Below are 19,986 nucleotides of genomic sequence, written 5' to 3'. Positions count from 1 at the left end.
TCGCAGGATTAAATCAGCGATTCCTTAGGGAAAATCATCATTGAGGTAGAAAAAATGACCAAAATTGTTTGCGTACTTTACGACGATCCGATTGACGGCTATCCAAAATCCTATGCCCGCGACGCGATACCGGAAATCAAAGTTTATCCCGACGGCCAAACTACTCCGACCCCCAAAGCCATCGACTTCATCCCCGGTCAAATGCTGGGCAGTGTTTCCGGCGAATTGGGTTTGCGTCGCTATCTGGAAAGTCTGGGCCATACGCTGGTGGTGACTTCCGACAAAGACGGTGAAAACTCGCGCTTGGATCAGGAATTGCACGATGCCGAAATCGTCATCTCCCAGCCGTTTTGGCCAGCCTATCTGACCGCGGAACGCATCGCCAAAGCGCCGAAATTGAAACTGGCGCTGACCGCTGGCATCGGTTCCGACCATGTCGACTTACAGGCGGCGATGGAAAACAATATCACCGTCGCCGAAATCACCTACTGCAACAGCATCAGCGTTGCCGAACATGTGGTGATGATGATTCTAAGCCTGGTGCGCAACTACATTCCATCCTACCAGTGGGTCGTAAAAGGCGGTTGGAACATCGCCGACTGCGTGGCGCGCTCCTACGACCTGGAAGGCATGGAAGTCGGCACCGTCGCCGCAGGACGCATCGGTCTGGGGGTGCTGCGCCGCTTGAAACCGTTCGATGTCAAACTGCATTACACCGATCGCCACCGCCTACCGACTGCCGTCGAGCAGGAATTGAACCTGACTTGGCACCCCAATGTTGAATCGATGGTGCGGGTTTGCGATGTGGTGACGATCAATTGCCCATTACACCCGGAAACCGAACACATGTTCGATGAGGCTATGCTGGCCAAGATGAAACGCGGCGCTTACATCATCAACACCGCCCGCGGTAAGATCTGCGACCGCGACGCTATTGCCCATGCATTGGAAAGCGGCCAGCTGTCGGGTTATGCGGGCGATGTCTGGTTTCCGCAACCGGCGCCGAAAGATCACCCATGGCGGAGCATGCCTCATCACGGCATGACCCCGCATATTTCCGGTACCAGCCTGTCCGCGCAGGCCCGCTATGCCGCCGGCGTCAGAGAGGTGCTGGAATGCTGGTTCGAAGGTCGGCCGATCCGCAACGAGTACCTGGTAGTCGATGCAGGTAAATTGGCAGGTGTCGGCGCCCATTCCTACAGTGAAGGCGATGCCACCGGCGGCTCCGAAGAAGCTGCGAAGTTCAAGCAATAGTGGCTGTGCCTTAGTAAGCAGGATGTATCGATTGTGACGCCTCCTGGTTTTCGGATAAGACAGAGGACGACAAACGATATTTTATAACCGCGAGCACCTTCATTCTGCCAATGGCTATGTATCACCCGTAGACTATGAAATGCAGTTAAAATCTGGTCAGGAAAAGAATTGCTATTAAAATACCTGATGCTATGCGGGAGTACAAAGCCATGGGTAAAAACGTAACTCAGAAGCTGATCGAAAGTCACTTGGTCGAAGGCCGCATGGTATGCGGTGAAGAGATCGGCTTAAAAATCGATCAAACGCTCACCCAGGATGCAACGGGCACGCTGGTCATGCTGGAATTTGAAGCGATTGGCCTTCCGCGCATACGAACCGAACTTTCCGTCCAGTATGTAGATCACAACCTGCTGCAGGAAGACTTTAAAAACGCCGACGACCATCTGTTTTTGCGTAGTGCGTGTAAGAAGTTCGGCCTTTGGTATAGCCGCCCCGGTAACGGCGTGAGTCATCCCGTGCATATGGAGCGCTTCGGCGTGCCGGGAAAAACCTTGTTAGGCTCGGATAGCCATACCTGCGCGGCCGGTTCATTGGGAATGCTGGCAATCGGTGCGGGCGGCCTGGAGGTGGCGATGGCGATGGCGGGGGAACCGTTTTACCTGAAAATGCCGAAAACATGGGGCGTCAAACTGGTCGGGGAAATGCCCGACTGGGTGAGCGCCAAAGATGTAATTTTGGAAATGCTGCGCAGGCACGACGTGGACGGCGGGGTTGGCAAGATCGTCGAATATTACGGTCCCGGATTGAAATCCCTGACCGCCATGGACCGGCATGTGATCGCCAACATGGGCGCCGAACTGGGCGCCACCACGTCGGTTTTTCCATCGGACGATGCGGTCATGGCGTTCCTCAAAAGCCAGGGGCGCGAGCAAGCCTTTCGGGAAATTCTCGCAGACCCGGATGCGGAATACGACGAATACGAGGAAATCAACCTGTCGGAGCTGGAGCCTCTGATCGCGCTGCCCAGCAGTCCGGGTAACGTGGTGCCGGTGCGCGAGGTGGCGGGCCGGGAAATCTACCAATCCTATATCGGATCATCCGCCAATCCTGGGCTGCGGGACTTTGCCATCACAGCCATGATCGTCGACGGCAAACAGGCGCACGACCGCGTTTCATTCGACGTCAACCCCACGTCCCGGCAGATATTGGAGAACATGACGGCAACCGGCATACTGGGAAAGCTGATCCATGCGGGCGCGCGCCTCCACCAAGCCGGTTGCGGCGGCTGTATCGGCATGGGACAGGCTCCGGCTACGGGCCGCATTAGCCTGCGCACCGTTCCCCGGAATTTTCCTGGCCGCTCGGGCACCAAGGAAGATCTGGTGTATTTGTGCAGCCCGGAAACCGCCGCCGCCTCGGCCCTGACCGGCGTGATTACCGATCCGCGTACGCTGGGCATGGAGTATCCCCGTTTCATGGAGCCTGAGACCGTACTCCTCAATATCGAGATGCTGGTCCCCCCCGCACCGGAAGGCGAACTGTATGACTTGGAGAAAGGCCCCAATATCAAACCGCTGCCCCAGTTAGAGCCTCTGCCCGATATACTCGAAGGGCCGGTGCTATTGAAGGTGGAGGATGATATTTCCACGGATGAAATTTTGCCTGCCGGAGCCAAGGTGCTGCCTTTTCGCAGTAATATCCCGGCAATCAGCCGGTTTGTTTTCAGCCCGATCGACGAGACGTACTCCGAAAGAGCTATGAGCTATCAAAAACAGGGATCGTTCGTTGTTGGCGGCAGCAATTACGGGCAGGGTTCAAGCCGCGAGCACGCAGCCTTAGGCCCCCGCTATCTGGGAGTCAAGGCTGTCATCGCAAAAAGCTTTGCCAGAATACATTTGCAGAATCTAAGCAACTTCGGCATTTTGCCGTTGATATTTGCCAATCCGGATGATTGGAACAAGATCGCCCAAGGCGACCGGCTATCAATTCCCGATGTGCGCACTGCCATTCGTCAGGGAAATAGCGTCAAGGTGATCAACCTGACCAAGAACGAGACCTATGAAACCGAGCATCGGATGACGCAATACCAGGTAGAAATGGTGTTGGCGGGTAGCCTGATCAATTTGGTTAAGCAAAAAGCGTCGTAACTACTCAGCAAATCGAAAATCGCGCTTGCTCCCTCTCCAGTAGGAGAGGGATGCTGTGCTTCGCGCTGAATAGTTACAAAGAGCCATGTAGGCCGGAATAAGCCGGTTCGAGCGACAGCGAGAACTGGCGTTTCCGGCAAACACTATCCAAATTCGCCGGAAACGCCACCTCGCGCTACGCGCTTGGATGGCCTTATTCCGGCCTACACCTAATCAATCTGGTTAAGCAAAAAAGGGCCTGATTAGCAAAAGATATTTCAGCTAACAACTGCACCCTCAATGTCAGACCGATAGCAGCGGCGCTCTGCATAAGCCCTTCCCTTTTCGCTCTCGTTCCCACGGGCTCCGTGGGAACGAGTGTCTCTTGGGCATTTGGGTATAACGATGAGTGCGCGCCTTGAGAGCTAAGGAACAGGCTAATGTTTCAGCTAACGACAACTGCATCCTCAATGTCAGACCGATAGCAGCGGCGCTCTGCATAAGCCCTCCCCTTTGGACAGGAATATTATGGAAACCTTCAATATCCAGCAATTACAAACTGACCTGACCCATAAAAACCCGCGCATCATACTTAAAAAAGCGCTTGAGCTATTCGACAACATTGCCATTGCTTTCAGCGGTGCGGAAGATGTGGCGCTGATCGATATGGCTGTCAAACTCAGCAAAGACATCCAGGTTTTTTGTTTGGATACCGGGCGCTTACATCCCGAAACCTACCGTTTCATAGAAAAAGTCAGAAAACATTACCGGATAGACATTGAAATATTATCGCCGGACAAGGACTTGCTCGATAACCTGGTAAAAAAGAAAGGCCTGTTTAGCTTTTATGTGGACGGCCATCACGAATGTTGCGGCATCCGTAAAGTTGAGTCATTAAAACGCAAACTGCCTCAGTTAGATGCCTGGATTACCGGCCAACGCAAAGATCAAAGCCCGGATACCCGGCAGTCTATTCCTGAAGTGCAAATAGACAGCGAATTTTCCACCGCCGGACATCCATTGATTAAATTCAATCCGCTAGTCAATTGGAGCCTGACGCAAGTCTGGGATTATATTGAAGCCTATCAGATCCCTTATAACGAACTGCATGAAAAAGGCTTTACCAGCATAGGCTGCGAACCCTGCACCCGCGCTATTTTGCCTCATGAACATGAAAGAGCCGGACGCTGGTGGTGGGAAGCGGGAGCCCAAAAAGAATGCGGCCTGCATGCCGGAAATGTAAAAGATAACGGTACTTCCTGATACTGCTTTGTAAAACTCCAGACTTGATCCGACAATTGCCAAAATTAGTCTCAACTGTTTCAGACATTAGCTGTCTCAGTTCGACCCTAAGCTGCCTGTTGAGTAGGCATCTTGATCGTCTGTAGTGCGACGAAAGCTGACTTTCATCGGGTTGAACGGTCTGCCTGATTCAGCGGACCACTGATCTGATGACTTTATTGATACTTGGGATGCCTGTAAATTAGGGGCTACCACAAAGCAAGAATGGCTCATAAACCTAAATAAAACCCTATTGATACACTGAATTTGCCTTGATGGCGGCGTTTCGTATGGGTATATCAAAACGGAATCCTGGCGACAAACGGCCAAAAAGGTTATTGAGAGATCGGTTATCTTTACGCCATTTATTAAAAAATGCGAACAGGATTTGGAACACAAATGCAGCCTACTTCTCTTAGTGCATGTAGGTGTTCATCCGTATTGCATATTCAGTTTGAAATGGTTTAATGAAGCCGGATACCTCTAAAGGCAGAATTTATACTGCCCATAGAGGTCCATGAGTAAAAAATACAATCGGCCTAAATATAGTCTGGAATTCAAACAGGATGCTGCCAAGTTGGTGCTTGAAAAAGGTTACAGCCAGCAGCAAGAGGCCGATCATTTGGCTATATCGCCAAGCGCTTCCTTAACGTCGCCACCCATCGGCTTGGTGCGTATACCACACTATCAGGGGCGGGCGGCGCCCCACACGATGGGCCTAGTTTACCTATGACTTTCTAACTACACTTTGAAAGGAGAAAACCATGCGTTACTTACAACTCACTCTCATGAGTCTCTGTATCATGTTGGCGGCACCCGTCGCCATGGCGAAGGGCAAGAAGGCGGAGAAACCAATGGACCCGCAAGCGATGATGGAGGTCTACACCAAGCTGGCCGCGCCGGGCGAGCAGCACAAGCAATTGGCAAGCCTTGCGGGAAGCTGGACAACTAAAACCAAGGAATGGATGGAGCCCAACAAGCCACCAGTGGAATCGACCGGCTCCGCGGAAATGAAGATACTGCTGGACGGGCGCTTTCTTCAGCAGGAATTGACCGGTCAAATGATGGGGCAGCCATTCTCCGGGATCGAGATTACAGCCTATGACAACTTGCTCAAGCGGTATGTGACGAGCTGGATGTCTACCATGGGTACCGGGATCTTCACGATGGAAGGCACTGCGAGCACAGACGGCAAGACCATCACCTTGAAGGGCCAGCACGCCGAACCGGGCGGTGGATACATGAAGCATCGCGCTATCTGGAAGATCGTGGATAGCAATACCCAGACGTTCGACATGTACGGGACTCACCCCGGCGGCAAGGAATGGAAGATGATGGAGATGACGTACACGCCGAAGTAAGAGTCACGTAGGTCGAGCAAGCTGTTTATGCCCGACACATTCACACACCAAAATGTCGGGCAACGAAAAGCTGTTGCCCGACCTACGCACTGAAAACATTAGACAGTCCGTATCGAAATGTCTAATGTTATACGTTTTTAACCATATAAATGGCAGAATTTACAAGTTAACGTAGCATCTCCAGGAGACACCAGAGGCTGACCGCTGGAATAACCTGCTAGTGCGGTTGCTTAACCAAACGCAGATATGGCTTTAGTGTTTTCCAACCTTCTTTAAACATTCCTTTTGCTTCCTCATCGGATACTGATGGGACAATAATGACATCTTCACCGTTTTTCCAATTAACTGGTGTAGCGACTTTGTACTTAGCCGTTAGCTGCATTGAATCTAAAACCCGCAGAATTTCGTCAAAGTTACGCCCCGTTGTCATAGGGTAGGTAAGCATCAGTTTAATTTTTTTGTCTGGACCAATGATAAAAACGGAGCGAACCGTTGCATTTGTAGCTGCTGTTCGGCCTTCTGACGAACCTGCCTCATCAGCAGGCAACATATTATAAAGCTTCGCCACTGCCAAATCAGTATCGCCGATCATCGGATAATTAACAGCACAGCCTTGTGTTTCTTCGATATCTTTTACCCATCTAGAGTGGTTATCCACTGGATCAACGCTTAAACCAATAATTTTACAGTTTCGTTTCGTGAATTCAGGCTCTAGCTTTGCCATATAGCCCAGCTCAGTGGTACACACCGGCGTAAAGTCCTTGGGATGAGAAAATAAGATAGCCCATCCATTACCAATCCATTCATGAAAATTAATGATTCCATGCGTTGTGGTGGCTGTGAAATCAGGTGCTTCATCATTTATTCTTAATGCCATTTTTATTCTCCTTTGTGCTGTACGGGAACTGAAAAAAATACTAAGAAACGTATGCGCGTCATTAATAAGAAGCTGCATACTATCGGATATTACACGCCAGCCCAAAAATTATATAATTATTCATAGGTTAGCGAATAAGCCAAAAGTCGAATTTGCCTTTGCGGAAGATCGGCGGGTCAACTTACGCCTACCAGAGTCGACGTCAGCAGCTTGATGAGTTCCTGGGCCGCCGCTGTTGAAGACGCCGGGTTCTGCCCGGTGATCAGGTGGCCATCGACGATCGCGAAACTCTGCCAGTCGGCGGCCTTTTCGAAGTGGCCGCCTAGACGCTTGAGTTCGTCCTCGACCAGAAACGGCACTATCTCAGTGAGGTGAACGGCCTCTTCTTCTGAATTTGTAAAGCCTGTGACGCGTTTCCCCTTCACTATCGGTTCGCCGTTAAACATTGCGTGGTGCAATACGGCAGGACCATGACAGACCGCCGCGACGGGTTTGCCTGCGTTGTAAAAGGTTTCGATCAAGGTATTCGAGATTGGATCTTCAGCCAGGTCCCACATCGGACCGTGACCGCCCGGATAAAAGATCGCGTCGTAATCCTGCGCCTTCACGTCGGATAGTTTCGTCGTGCCAGCTAGTACGGCCTGCGTTTTAGGATCGTTCTTAAATCGGCTTGTAAGGTCGGTCTGCCCTTCGGGTGTGTCGCTCTTGGGGTCGAGCGGCGGTTCACCGCCTTTGGGGGAAGCGACCGTAACGCTAGCACCCGCATCAATAAACGTGTAATAAGGGGCGCAGAACTCTTCCAGCCAGAACCCCGTCTTCCTCCCTGTATTCCCAAGCGTGTCATGAGACGTCAGTACCATCAGAATTTTCATTGTGTTCCTCCTTTGTTCAATCGATTAGGAAACTACGGCTGCGATTAAGCCAGAAGCGTGGAGACAGTCTATTGGATGAAAGTAGGGGCGTGCCTCCTTATCAGTCGGCGCGACGAGCGGCGTTAACACTTCAATGTGGATAAAAATAGTTTGCGGATAATGCAGAATGTAAACCGCATGTCCGCAATTGGTTGCTGAGTGTCATCTGGAGTTTAAAAGCACTATTCCATTTCAACCGTAAATAAAACCATAACACTTCAAACTAAAAACACAATATGTATAGAAACGTATGACACTAACTCGATGAATTAATTGCTTTGGTATTCGAAAGCCTATTATTAAATATAGGCTCTTGAAATTGATTAAACTACACGTCTATGAGACTTTACTGTTGTTTGTTTAAACTCACCCAACCATCAGATTACATTTAAGCTCCGGACTCTTAGACTACTGCCGGAGAAACGGCAGATTTAGCCATGATTGCTCAAGATAAACAATTATTTATACAATCACTTGCACTGTGAAAGAATCCTTACACCTAGCCTATCATTCATAAAGACAATGCCCATATCCGCCGAAAATTCCGTTCCCATCATCTTCGTGCGCGACGTTAACAAGACGTATGCCGGTGGTTTCCAAGCGCTCAAAAAAATCAACCTGGAGATAAAACGCGGTGAGATATTCGCCTTGCTCGGACCCAATGGTGCGGGCAAGACGACACTGATCAGCATCATCTGCGGCATCGTCAAGGCTAGCTCTGGAACCATCATCGCCGGCGGTCACGACATCGTGCGAGACTACCGCGCGGCGCGGGCCAGCATCGGGTTGGTGCCGCAGGAACTCTATACGGACTCGTTTGAGTCGGTCTGGGCCACGATCAAATTCAGCCGGGGGCTGTTCGGTAAGGCACCCAACGCAACCTACCTGGAAAAAGTGCTGCGCGATCTGTCCCTATGGGACAAACGCGACGCAAAAATCATGACCTTATCGGGGGGCATGAAACGTCGCGTGCTGATTGCCAAAGCCCTCGCGCATGAGCCGACGATATTGTTCCTCGATGAGCCGAGTGCCGGCGTGGATGTGGAGTTACGACACGATATGTGGCGCATGGTGCGCGAACTACGTGAGCAGGGTACCACCATCATTCTGACCACACATTATATTGAAGAAGCCGAAGACATGGCAGACCGGATCGGCGTCATCAGCCAAGGTGAACTGATCGTTGTTGAAGACAAAGATGTATTGATGCGCAAGCTTGGCAAAAAGCAGCTCATGCTGACTTTGCGGCAGCCCATGACCAGCATCCCGGCCGAGCTAAGCGTTTGGCCATTAGCGCTCTCCGACGATGGACACACCCTGGTTTATAGCTTCGACAGCCAAAAAGAAGAAACCGGTATTGCCGAGTTATTGCGCACGCTAGGTGAGCACAATATCGAATTCAAAGACTTACGCTCCAGCGAGAGTTCACTGGAGGACATCTTCGTCAGTCTGGTGCATCAGCCCAAGGAGGCACTGGAATGAACATCTATGGCATTCGCGCCATTTACCACTTTGAAATGGCACGCACCTTTCGTACTCTGTGGGAAAGCATCGCCGCACCGATACTGACCACCTCGCTATACTTCATCGTATTTGGCAAAGCCATCGGTTCGCGTATGGGCAACATTGACGACATCAGTTATGGCGCCTTCATCATCCCAGGACTGGTCATGCTGAATCTACTGAACGAAAGCATATCCAATGCTTCTTTCGGTATTTACATGCCCAAGTGGGCGGGCACTATATATGAGCTGCTATCAGCACCGGTTTCATGGGTCGAGATACTCATTGGTTATGTGGGGGCGGCGGCGACCAAATCGGTGATGTTGGGGCTGCTCATTCTGGGCACCGCCCGCATTTTCGTGCCCTACCAGATCGCCCACCCCTTATGGATGATCGCCTTTCTTTTGCTCACTGCCGTTACCTTCAGCCTGTTTGGCTTCATTATCGGCCTATGGGCCGATAATTTTCAGAAACTACAGGTGGTTCCGATGTTGATCGTCACCCCGCTCACATTCTTGGGCGGCGCGTTCTATTCGATCACTATGTTGCCTCCATTGTGGCAGAAGATCACCCTGTTCAATCCAATGGTCTATTTGATCAGCGGCTTTCGCTGGTGCTTCTACGGTGTCGCCGATGTGCACATCGGCATGAGTATTGGCATGACGTTTGGTTTTCTTATCATCTGCCTGACTTTTGTAGGGTGGGTGTTTAAGACTGGGTACAAGATTAGAAACTGAGGCGTCGAATATGGGCTTAATATCTCAACAGATACCCTATATAAAGCTGAGCGATTATAAATCAATGCCCCGACCCTGAGGGGGAAGATCCCTTTGGCAATTAATTCGGATCGATGGCTTCGGATATTTGCAGCTAATTCGGGCCGAAAAAAGATGCTTGCAGGTCTTAGGGATTATGTTTACAGACTGTTATCGAGAGCTGGTTAATCTACCTCTGGCTGTCATCGTCCAGTTTTTATAGCTACGTCCACTTTCCGTGCGAATGCGGTTATAGGCCCGGCTACGGTGACCGACCGCACATGGCCGGACTGCGTCATTCGTGAAAGACCGAGTTTGTTAAGGGTTGTCAGATGCCTGCCCTCCTGCGCAAGACTGCAAGACGCGACAGAACTGGGTGGGCAGGCGTCGGACAAGCCTCGAGGGAGGAAACCGCGGGCTACGCAGCAGTGGACTAGAACAGGGGATGGACTATGGAGATTTAACAGGTGGCTGTACGGGTTAACCTGGCTCTCATGTTGGTCAGCCGAGGCCCGATATAGCCCAGTAGGTCCATCTCACAGTCTATGCGCCTGATTTTTCGTGGCGGTGGCGAGCAAAAAATAGGGATTTTACGCCACCAGGCCAAGCCTTCCCGTATCGGCTCTAACCGCCGATGAAACAGTAACTGGTGATGTGGAGTTTGGCAGACTCTTGTTTTCATGCCGTACCTCGTTGCCAAGGTGGTGCTCGAATCGGCTGTTTGCGCGCTAAGATTTCGACGATGATCATGGCCGCACCGCAGTCGGGACAGGTGAAAGTCGGCTGGGCCGATTGTCCTACCGCATCGGTATCCCCACCGTTGAGTTCACTGTCGGTCGGCATAACCTGCAGTAGTTTACGTACCTGCGCAAGCTGTTCACGGCGGCCGCAATTGGCGAGCAAGCCATAATGACGAATGCGATGGAAGCCACTGGGCAACACATGCAACAGGAAGCGGCGGATAAACTCGTCGGTAGTGAGCGTCATGGTTTTATGCCGCGTCTTGCCCTTGGCTCGGTAGTCTTTCCAGCGGAACGTGACGCCGCGCTCGTCCAGGGCAATCAGGCGTGAGTTGGCGATTGCCACCCGGTGGGTATAACGCGACAGATAAGCCAATACCGCCGAAGGCCCTGCAAACGGGCGTTTGGCGTAGACCACCCATTCGCACTTTTTAAGTGGCACGAGCCAATCAGCAAAGGCCGAGGCGTCAGCCAGATGGGCATGCTCACCGAAGAACTGCAATTGTCCTGCCGCCTGCGCTTTGCTGAGTTCTTCCAGAAAACGCCGTCGAAACAGCCGTGACAGCACGCGTACCGATAAAAAGAAGCCCGGTTTGCAAGCCACCCATCGCTTGCCGTCTACGGATAAGCCGCCGCCGGGAACGATGCCGTGCACATGCGGATGATGAGTTAACGCCGAGCCCCAGGTATGCAGAATCAAGGTGGCTCCGATCCGTGCGCCCAGATGTTTAGGGTCTGCGGCGATGGTGCGCAGCGTCTCGGCGGCGACCTCAAACAGCAGGCCATAGATCACCGCCTTGTTGGTGTAGGCGATGGCGCTGATCGGCGCGGGCAAGGTGAATACCACATGGTAATAGTCCACCGGTAACAGATCGGCCTGCCGGGCTTCGAGCCACCGTTTAGCCGCACTGGCCTGGCATTTTGGGCAGTGCCGGTTACGGCAAGAGTTGTAGGCGATTTCGTCATGCTTACAGGCAGGACAGTGCAACACATGCCCACCCAAGGTCGAGGTACGACACTGTTCGATGGCGGACATGACTTTCAGTTGCCCCAGACTTAAGTGGGTCTGTTGAGCTTGTCGCCAAGCGGGTCCGTGGGCGCGGAAAATCTCCGCCACCTCCAGTGCGGGACGCACCATGACCTTAGTCTACACCGGTTGCAAGGTCTCCAGTGGACTGACCACCTCACGCAGGATATCGGTGGCCACCTGGGCATACAGCGCCGTGGTTTCCAGCTTCTTGTGGCCAAGTAGCACCTGGATCACCCGAATATCCACCTTCTGTTCCAGCAAGTGAGTGGCGAAACTGTGCCTAAGCGTATGCATCGATACCCGCTTGTCAATCCGCGCCGCCTCTGCAGCGGCATGGATGGCCCGGTTGAGTTGACGGGTGCTGAGTGGATCGATGGGGTCCAAGCCAGGAAATAGCCAGCCACCTTGGAGCATTTTGCCTTGTGCATGGGCAAACTTCCACCAGGCGCGCAACCGTTCCAACAGCACCGGCGACAGCATGGCATAACGATCCTTGCTGCCTTTACCCTGTTCGATGCGCAGCGTCATACGCTGGCTGTCGATATCACCGACCTTCAGCGACACCACCTCGCTGGCACGTAAGCCGGCGCCGTAAGCCACCGATAACGCTGTCTGGTGCTTGAGATTGTCAACGGCGGCGATCAGGCGAGCCACCTCTTCACGACTCAATACCACCGGCAGTTTGTGAGGTACATGCACCGGGTGCATCTTAGTCAACAACTCAGGGCGGTCTAGCGTCGTTTCAAAGAGAAACTTGAGCCCGGTGAGGGTCGCATTCAATGAAATCGGCGAAATACCGTGATCAACCAAGTGCAATTGATAACGGCGTAAATCTTCGACGCTGGCTGTATCAGGCGAACGTCCCAGGAAACCCGCGAATCGTTTCACAACACGGATATAACTGGCCTGGGTTTTGGGGGAAAGTTTGCGCATCCGCATGTCGTCAATCATGCGTTGGCGCAACGGGGTAATGGGTTTACTTGTCGAAGTCATGACACTGCTCCTATCTTGAAACAAGGCGGATTGCCTCATTCCTTAACATAGGAAAATGTCACGCTCTTTCAACCACCCCCAGGCTTATGATCGCAGCCTCAATACCGCGTGAGCGGTTTAGTCCTTCGACACAAAAACGACAATCGATTTAATTTTTCCAATGACCAAAAATGGAAAATAAGCCGACGTTAGGCTTGTAGACGTGCCTGAGTTGAATGATAATGAAACCCAGCCTACGGCCCTCAACAGAAGGAAAAGCTGGTAGCATGAAATATTGTCAAGTTTGGCCGCACCAAGGGATGGAAGAATGAAAGAAATTGAAAACACAGGGCTTTGGAAACGCTCGCTGGGTGCACAGAACAGTGAAAATGTTCGAGAATATGAACGCCTAAAAACGAGTTTCTGTACTTTCCGAGAACGCGCATCCCAATTGGTATCAAGGATTTCATCCGATTTGCCAGAACTTACCATTCATGATATCTCTCATCTGGATGCACTTTGGGGCGTTGCTGATCTTATTGCTGGAGATGACTATCCGCTTAATCCATTGGAGGCATTTGTTTTCGGAGGCGCAGTATTGCTGCATGATGCGGCGCTATGCTTTGAAGCATATGAAAATGGACTGAAGGGAATTCGGGAGAACGTATATTGGCAAGATGCCTATGCTACGGAATTGAAAAAATACCCAGATGCTGAAAATGATGAATGCTTGAAAGCTGCGGATTTTGTGACGATCCGACGTTTTCATAGTGCGCGGGCCGCTGATCTCGCTAAAATTGGCTGGAAAACGCCAAACGATCACGATATTTTTCTTATAGATGACACCAACCTTAGAAGCAATTTTGGAGAGATAATTGGACTCATAGCTTCAAGCCATCACTGGGACATTGAAAAACTTCTTACATCTCTTCCGGGTCAGCTAAATGCCCCAGGAAACTTCCCGTCTTCTTGGGTGGTAGACCCAATAAAAATAGCCTGCTTGCTTAGATGTGCAGATGCTGCCCATATCGATAGTCGTCGGGCGCCGGATTTTTTGTACGCACTTGTACGCCGACACGGTGTTTCGCTTCAGCATTGGCAAGCACAAAATCGTTTATCGCAAGTAGGGCCATCCCATTCCGACCCAGAAAACCGCACTTTGCTTTTCACATCTTGTTCGGCCTTTCCAATCGATGAAGCTGATGCGTGGTGGGTTGCTTATGACGCGATTTGTCTCGTTCAGCGGGAACTTCAAAACTCAAACCAATTACTTAGCTCTAGACTCGGCACTAGCAGCAAATCGCCACTATTTAAAATGCAGCATGTTGAAGGTGTCGATAATCCTGCTAATGCGTCTAAACACATACGCGTAACTGGATGGATGCCATGCTCTGTGTCTGTCCATGTTAGCGACATGCAACGACTGATCGAACGTCTTGGGGGCGAACAATTATATGGTGCGGGTTGCGATAAGTTAAAAATAGTTATTCGGGAGATGCTTCAGAATAGTCGAGATGCTGTAGTCGCACGTCGATTTATTGATGAAGGGTATGTTGGCGAAATCTCAGTCCGCCTGAGTCAATTTAATGGCAACTGGAAAATTGATATTATCGATGATGGGGTTGGTATGTCTATGGGCGTACTCACTGGCGCACTATTAGATTTTGGGAGCTCCTTTTGGTCAGGGAATATTGTTCAAGATGAATTCCCAGGATTACGCTCTTCAAAATTTCAATCAGCTGGGCGATTTGGAATTGGTTTCTTTTCTGTATTCATGGCCGCGAAAAGCGTTGAAGTAGCGGCCCGTCGTTATGATGCAGGGCTTGACGCAGTTAACCGTCTACTATTTCCCAAGGGACTAACATTACGCCCAACATTGGTTAGTTCAACTCCATGTCTCGGCGCAAGGGAATCTACACGAGTAAGTTTAATTCTTGAAGATGGACTGATCAATGAAAATGGGACGATATCTGTTGGCGGGATCACAGGCCATCAAGATAAAATACCTATAGATTTCAACAGTTACATCTCAGTCCTTGTTTGTGGTCTGGATGTGAACGTAAACATATCCCATAACAATGAATCCACAATTCATCATTCGGTTGCGGAGATAACTAGGACCGGCGATATGGGACGGTGGCTTAGAGATATTTACTATTCTAGATACGTTGTCCATGGAGCACTGCCTGAAGAAATTATTTCAAAATACGATACAAGACTACGTGCAGTGAGACGTGGAAAGGAAATTCTTGGATATGCAGCAATTAACTCGACATTCCAAAATAATGTTGCATTGTCTGTTACGACGATTGGCGGATTGGAGAGTGGCAGAAATTCATATTTTTTAGGCTATATGGATTACGATCCTCAGTCCGCCAAACGGGATCAAGGTCCGAAACCACGGGCAACGGCGGATGAGCTTGATGTTTGGGCAAATGAGCAGATGGACATTTTGATTAAAGAGAACGCACCGAAGGAGGAGCTTGAGAAGGCAACCCGATCATTCTCCGACATGGGAATAAATCCGACCAGAATTTTCCATACTTCACTTTTGGTTCCTATAGGTAATGCACAGCACCAAGTGCAAATTGTCTCTATGGATGAGATTTTAGCCATCCTTAAAAGGACAGGCATATATCTGTTTGCCTCCCATGAGGGGGGGTGGGAGTATTGTCGTCACTACGACAATCTTCCTTACGATCAAGAAGGTCCAACTTTCATACCATTGGAAAACTCTGGGACATTTTATGTACTTAGAAGAGACAGTCCAGCTAATGAGCCAGAATACACATTCCTGAAATGTGTCTCTGATTACGTGGAGGCCAATGGTTGTTGTATTTCCATCGATCATGGGCAGCCTGTCGGTAGAACCATTTTTGGAACACCACTTTACAAGTGGCGGTTAACTGCCTCATAAATAAATGGATGTCTTTTTCTCTATGTACAGAGCTAAAATTCTAACATATTGAATAACATAGGCCATTATACACCTAGATGTATTCGGTAAGAGCTATAGTTAGTTTCTTACTATAGCTGACTACGGCCCCTAAAGGTGTTAAACCGGTCATTCAAAAATTAAGATCGACTGGCCGCTCATGGCACATTGCTGCTATTCGCGACATTCGGCACTCGACCCACGACGGCCACGCGGAAATTGCGTTGTTAAGTCTGAGGGTTCTTTCACGTTAAAATGCGATCATCGCTATAAGTCCGCCGGCAATGCCTGAAAGCACAACGCCGACCACAATCACGAGACGGGTCCGCAAACTAAAGATGCGGCTGAGCATGGCCAGCGAAGGCAGGCTAACAGCCGGCAGCGTCATAATGAGCGCCCCAGCAGGGCCCGCGCCCAACCCCAAAGCGAGCATTGCCTGCACAATGGGTACCTCTCCAGCAGTGGGTATCACGAACAGTGTACCGGCTACCGCCATTGCAACGATCCAGAATATCCCATCATGAGCGCCAAGCACCGGGAAAAGCCAAGCCCGTGCGGCTCCAAGCAGAAGTACGAGAATAAGATACTCGGGTAAGAGTTTGATCGCGAGGGCCATGAATTCCCGGCCCCAGAGTGTCAGAATGTTGCCTTTTAAGGCCTCAGCCTCAGGCGGTAAACCCTGTTCGAGCGAAACAGCTTCACGCTGGTCGCCATAACGCTCTGCTAAATAAGCAACCCCAAACACCATTGCAATGCCTAACACAACCCTGAACAGAGTCCACCCCCACCCCAGCACGAACCCCATGAATATCAGAGTCGCAGGATTCAGCACCGGGTTTGATATCCACCAGGACACTACACTACCAACCGATGCGCGGCTTTGGCGCATGCCGGCAGCCACGGGGGCTGCGCAACAGGTACACATCATGCAGGGAATGGCAAAAAGGCTACCTAGTGCGACGCTCTTGAAGCCTAGCCTACCAAGCGCCGCGCTCACCCACTGAGTCGGCAGAAGCACCTTGATGCCGGAACCCAGAATCAGTCCTAGAAGAAGCGCCTTCCAGATTGCTTTGCTATAGGCTATGGCGTAGTCCACAGCCGAGTTCCATGATACAGGCGGAGCAGAGACGGAATTCCCCGAAAGAATCGAATCGCCTATGAAATGATGACTCTGGGCGAGGAAGGCCTTAGCGTAATAGGGCATCCACTTAACATAGGCGAATCCGACAATGGCCACGAGGGTAAAAATCATCGTACCGGCAAAAGGAAATAGGCGTTTTTCGTTCATTCTGACTTGCATGGAAATCCTTCGCTTAAAGGCAGTGTTCGCAATTATGATCATGGCTCGAAATTATAAGCTATTGGCTGAACGCACGGAAACGGCGAATTGAAACAGTTATTTCGTTGCCCGGTAGCTGCTGGTCGCGACTGTCTCTTTTCTGGCCGAACTGATACCGTCAGTATCAGGTCCAATCCGAGCAAATATCTGATGTTAAGCAGTTAGTCGAATTTATACTGATTTAACGTTAAGGTGTCGCTAGCGCGACGGTTATTTGAATCGGGTTCTCGCACCCGAAGGCGAGTTACTTTCTTTTGCTTCGCCAAAAGAAAGTAACCAAAGAAAAGGCGACCCGGTTGCCGCTTGCTTCCTGCGTTCCTCGCTTTCACCGGGGGTTGCCAGAAGGGCCATCCCTGGCCCTCTGGCAACGCGCTGCATCCTTGCAGCGCCCCTTCGGGCTGTTCCCGGTGAAAGCTCCGGTACTCGGCGCGGCATACGGGATTGGGTTCCTACCAACGGCCGGTTTTCTTCGTTTTTTCTCATTCCCACGCGCTGCGTAGGAATGCAGTTAAAGGCGCGCTGCGCCGCGAGTTGAGTGCATCCTACGCACTACATCCATGCAGCGCGACAAACAGGACAAAAACTATCTGTGCGTAACATCAGCAAATATTTTGAGCCTGACATCAAAACACCATAAGGGCTTTCAGCCTGTGTTTCGTTCATCCACTGTTTTCGCCAGCACTTGCAGTTCGGCAGAAATGATTACCGGGTATTCCAGGGTATTACTCAATTGGCGCAATGACATTGGCAAACTATTCAATTGGCATCGAGCATATTCCCTGGCCTCGACAAGCGTAGGCTGCCCTACTACAGTCTTTCCGCCTTGCATAACCAGTTGCAGTAACGGTTGGCCTGCGCAAGGCGCATTGTCAACGGTTACGGTATCGCCGGATATAATGCCGTTATCATAGTTACGATAAACCTGTTTGCGTCCGGGCCAGGTCGCTTTGCCTTCCGAACGCTTGCGCCGGGCAATTCCGGCATATTCCTGCAATTTATAGGCGCAGTCGAGATAAGGGGCATCGGCTGAGGTATCCAACCGCGTACCGATGCCGAAGCCGTCAATCGGGGCTTGCTCAGCGATCAATTCTGCAAGTTTATGTTCATCGATATTGCCGCTGGCAAAGAGGGTTGCATCGTTAAGGCCGCCGCGGTCAAGAATTGTCCTGACTTTCCGGGCATGATCGGCCAAATCGCCGCTGTCTATGCGAACACCTTTGATTTTTATACCTTGCGCATGCAATGCGGCCGCCAGATCGACTACTTTTTGCGCACCGGCTTCGGTATCGTAGGTGTCGACCAAAAACACGACATTATCGGGATTGGCCTTGGCAAAATCGGCAAAGGCTTGGCTCTCTGAACTGTATGCTTGGATAAAAGAATGCGCCATCGTGCCGAAAATGGGAATGCCAAAATGCATCCCGGCAGCCACCGTCGCTGAACCCGTGAAACCCGCGAGATAACTTGCCCGAGCTGCCAACAGCGCGGCTTCGCTGCCGTGCGCCCGGCGCATGCCGAAATCGACCAGCAGCTTATCCGGCGCAATCAATACCGAGCGCGCGGCTTTAGAGGCGATCAAGGTCTGGAAATGCAATAGATTGATGATCCTGCTTTCAACCAATTGTGCTTCGGGCAGCGGCGCGGTGATGCGCAATATCGGTTCGTTCGGGAAAAATACCGTACCTTCAGGCATCGCATGGACGTCGCCGGTAAACTTTAATGTCTTCAGTCGATCAAGCATGGACAGCTTGAATTGCCCGGTACTGGCCAGCCATTCAATCTCATCCGAAGAAAATCGCAATTGCTCCAGATAAATCAAAACCTGGGCCAGACCTGCCGCGACCAAATAGCCCCGGGTTTCAGGCAGTTTCCTGACAAAAAACTCGAATACGGCAAGCTCTTCCATGTTCTGTTCGTAATAGCCCTGCAACATGGTTAGCTGGTAAAGGTCGGTAAGCAAGGCGCTGTCAGGCATTATCCGATCATGCTCAAGGTAATAGGTATCGCACCCTTTTCAATCATTTCGTTGATTGCGTTTTCGCCATCTTGCTTCTGAACATTAACGGCGCGTATCGCATCTATCAATAAAAATACTTTGAAATGGAAGTTCAGTGCATCGCGCACCGTATTTAAAACGCAATAATCGGTAGCCAGTCCGCCGATGAACAAACGGCGGATACCCGCATTATCCAGTTGCGCCTTGAAGGTCCGGTTTGAGAAACTTGAATAGCCTTCCCGTTCGACATCCGTGCCTTTGGAAATGATGTAAACAGAGACAGGAAGATGCAAATCGGCTGCGAATTCTGCTCCTTTAGAACCGGCGATGCAGTGTTCCGGCCAAGGACCGCCTTGCCGGATAAACGAGCAATGGTTGGCCGGATGCCAGTCGCGGGTTGCAAAGACAGGCAATTGACGATTGCTGAATCGATCGATATAGCCGTTCAAGACGGGTATGATCCGTTCCCCCTCCTGCACAGCCAGACTGCCGCCGGGCAGAAAATCATTTTGGATATCGCTGATTAATAAGGCATCGCCTTTGCCTAACTCGATTTGATCAATGCTTTTTCGTTTGTTAGTCATAGGCGGCACGTCTCACACTGTGGATTGGGCATCAAAGGCTAGTCCCCACCACCCCGGTGACTATCGGCGAGAACAATTGAAATGTTTCCTGCTACGGATAATTTAATGCCGATATACCCGCATCTGAAAATTTATAACATGTGAATACAATCAATAAAATCCGTATCGCTACCTATATCAGCTGTTAGCTTGCGAGTTGACGATTCCATTGCCAATGCCCCTAGGTATTTCTGCATATTGTACAAAGGCTTTGTTTTTTCTAAGCTGTAACGGTCAAGTTCATGGAGAAACAGACACGGATCAGGCGGATTTATCTTCCGTG

15 protein-coding genes are annotated in these 19,986 nt (G+C 50.8%); 8 read left to right on the top strand and 7 right to left on the bottom strand.

Annotated elements, in window-relative coordinates; genetic code table 11:
- Positions 1-54: 54 nt before the first annotated feature.
- The 5 genes from METTU_RS01350 to METTU_RS01330 all read left to right on the top strand — a co-directional run bounded on the left by METTU_RS01350 (position 55) and on the right by METTU_RS01330 (position 6,022).
- Complete coding sequence (locus METTU_RS01350; protein WP_006889500.1) at positions 55-1,254, top strand: NAD-dependent formate dehydrogenase; 1,200 nt, start codon at positions 55-57, stop codon at positions 1,252-1,254.
- 209 nt (positions 1,255-1,463) lie between these two features.
- Positions 1,464-3,401, top strand: a complete 1,938-nt coding sequence (locus METTU_RS01345) for an aconitate hydratase (RefSeq protein ID WP_006889499.1) — start codon at positions 1,464-1,466, stop codon at positions 3,399-3,401.
- Positions 3,402-3,908: 507 nt separating this feature from the next.
- Positions 3,909-4,643: a phosphoadenylyl-sulfate reductase gene (locus METTU_RS01340; RefSeq protein ID WP_006889497.1), complete on the top strand. Its 735-nt coding sequence runs from the start codon at positions 3,909-3,911 to the stop codon at positions 4,641-4,643.
- A gap of 535 nt (positions 4,644-5,178) precedes the next feature.
- Positions 5,179-5,394 carry a transposase gene (locus tag METTU_RS01335; protein WP_006889496.1) on the top strand — a complete coding sequence of 72 codons (216 nt, stop codon included), beginning with the start codon at positions 5,179-5,181 and terminating at the stop codon, positions 5,392-5,394.
- A 31-nt stretch (positions 5,395-5,425) separates the two neighbouring features.
- Entirely contained in the window at positions 5,426-6,022 is a 597-nt protein-coding gene (locus tag METTU_RS01330) for a DUF1579 domain-containing protein (RefSeq protein WP_006889495.1), read from the top strand.
- A 217-nt stretch (positions 6,023-6,239) separates the two neighbouring features.
- On the opposite strand, the gene METTU_RS01325 is transcribed toward METTU_RS01330, so the two are convergent.
- Positions 6,240-6,899 carry a peroxiredoxin gene (locus METTU_RS01325; protein WP_006889494.1) on the bottom strand — a complete coding sequence of 220 codons (660 nt, stop codon included), beginning with the start codon at positions 6,897-6,899 and terminating at the stop codon, positions 6,240-6,242.
- A gap of 176 nt (positions 6,900-7,075) precedes the next feature.
- Positions 7,076-7,771: a type 1 glutamine amidotransferase domain-containing protein gene (locus METTU_RS01320; RefSeq protein WP_006889493.1), complete on the bottom strand. Its 696-nt coding sequence runs from the start codon at positions 7,769-7,771 to the stop codon at positions 7,076-7,078.
- 561 nt (positions 7,772-8,332) lie between these two features.
- Here METTU_RS01320 and METTU_RS01315 point away from each other — a divergent pair.
- Both METTU_RS01315 and METTU_RS01310 read left to right on the top strand, forming a co-directional pair.
- The gene (locus tag METTU_RS01315) at positions 8,333-9,292 is read left to right on the top strand and encodes an ABC transporter ATP-binding protein (protein ID WP_006889492.1); all 960 of its coding nucleotides are present in this window, start codon (positions 8,333-8,335) and stop codon (positions 9,290-9,292) included.
- On the top strand, positions 9,289-10,050 hold the full coding sequence (locus METTU_RS01310) for an ABC transporter permease (RefSeq protein ID WP_006889491.1): 762 nt from the start codon (positions 9,289-9,291) through the stop codon (positions 10,048-10,050). Before METTU_RS01315 ends, METTU_RS01310 begins: the two co-directional genes overlap by 4 nt.
- A 696-nt stretch (positions 10,051-10,746) precedes the next feature.
- Here the strand turns inward: METTU_RS01310 and METTU_RS01305 are convergent.
- Together METTU_RS01305 and METTU_RS01300 are read right to left on the bottom strand one after the other, a co-directional pair.
- The gene (locus METTU_RS01305) at positions 10,747-11,946 is read right to left on the bottom strand and encodes an IS91 family transposase (protein WP_006889489.1); all 1,200 of its coding nucleotides are present in this window, start codon (positions 11,944-11,946) and stop codon (positions 10,747-10,749) included.
- 9 nt (positions 11,947-11,955) lie between these two features.
- Positions 11,956-12,831 carry a tyrosine-type recombinase/integrase gene (locus METTU_RS01300; RefSeq protein WP_006889488.1) on the bottom strand — a complete coding sequence of 292 codons (876 nt, stop codon included), beginning with the start codon at positions 12,829-12,831 and terminating at the stop codon, positions 11,956-11,958.
- A 307-nt stretch (positions 12,832-13,138) separates the two neighbouring features.
- Here METTU_RS01300 and METTU_RS01295 point away from each other — a divergent pair, with 307 nt between their 5' ends.
- Complete coding sequence (locus METTU_RS01295) at positions 13,139-15,727, top strand: HD domain-containing protein (RefSeq protein ID WP_006889487.1); 2,589 nt, start codon at positions 13,139-13,141, stop codon at positions 15,725-15,727.
- 268 nt (positions 15,728-15,995) lie between these two features.
- Here METTU_RS01295 and METTU_RS01290 read toward each other — a convergent pair whose 3' ends face one another.
- The 3 genes from METTU_RS01290 to METTU_RS01280 form a co-directional block, all read right to left on the bottom strand.
- Complete coding sequence (locus METTU_RS01290; protein WP_040579823.1) at positions 15,996-17,033, bottom strand: permease; 1,038 nt, start codon at positions 17,031-17,033, stop codon at positions 15,996-15,998.
- A gap of 694 nt (positions 17,034-17,727) precedes the next feature.
- Positions 17,728-19,059 (bottom strand): nicotinate phosphoribosyltransferase, encoded by a 1,332-nt coding sequence (locus METTU_RS01285; RefSeq protein WP_006889485.1) that lies wholly within the window; start codon positions 19,057-19,059, stop codon positions 17,728-17,730.
- Positions 19,059-19,664, bottom strand: coding sequence for an isochorismatase family protein (locus METTU_RS01280; protein ID WP_006889484.1), 606 nt, complete (start codon positions 19,662-19,664; stop codon positions 19,059-19,061). Before METTU_RS01280 ends, METTU_RS01285 begins: the two co-directional genes overlap by 1 nt.
- Between the last annotated feature and the right edge of the window lie 322 nt (positions 19,665-19,986).

Source organism: Methylobacter tundripaludum SV96 (assembly GCF_000190755.2).
Taxonomy (GTDB): domain Bacteria; phylum Pseudomonadota; class Gammaproteobacteria; order Methylococcales; family Methylomonadaceae; genus Methylobacter_A; species Methylobacter_A tundripaludum.
The sequence above is the reverse complement of the archived record's forward strand: the minus strand, read 5'-3'. Positions and strand labels throughout refer to the sequence as shown.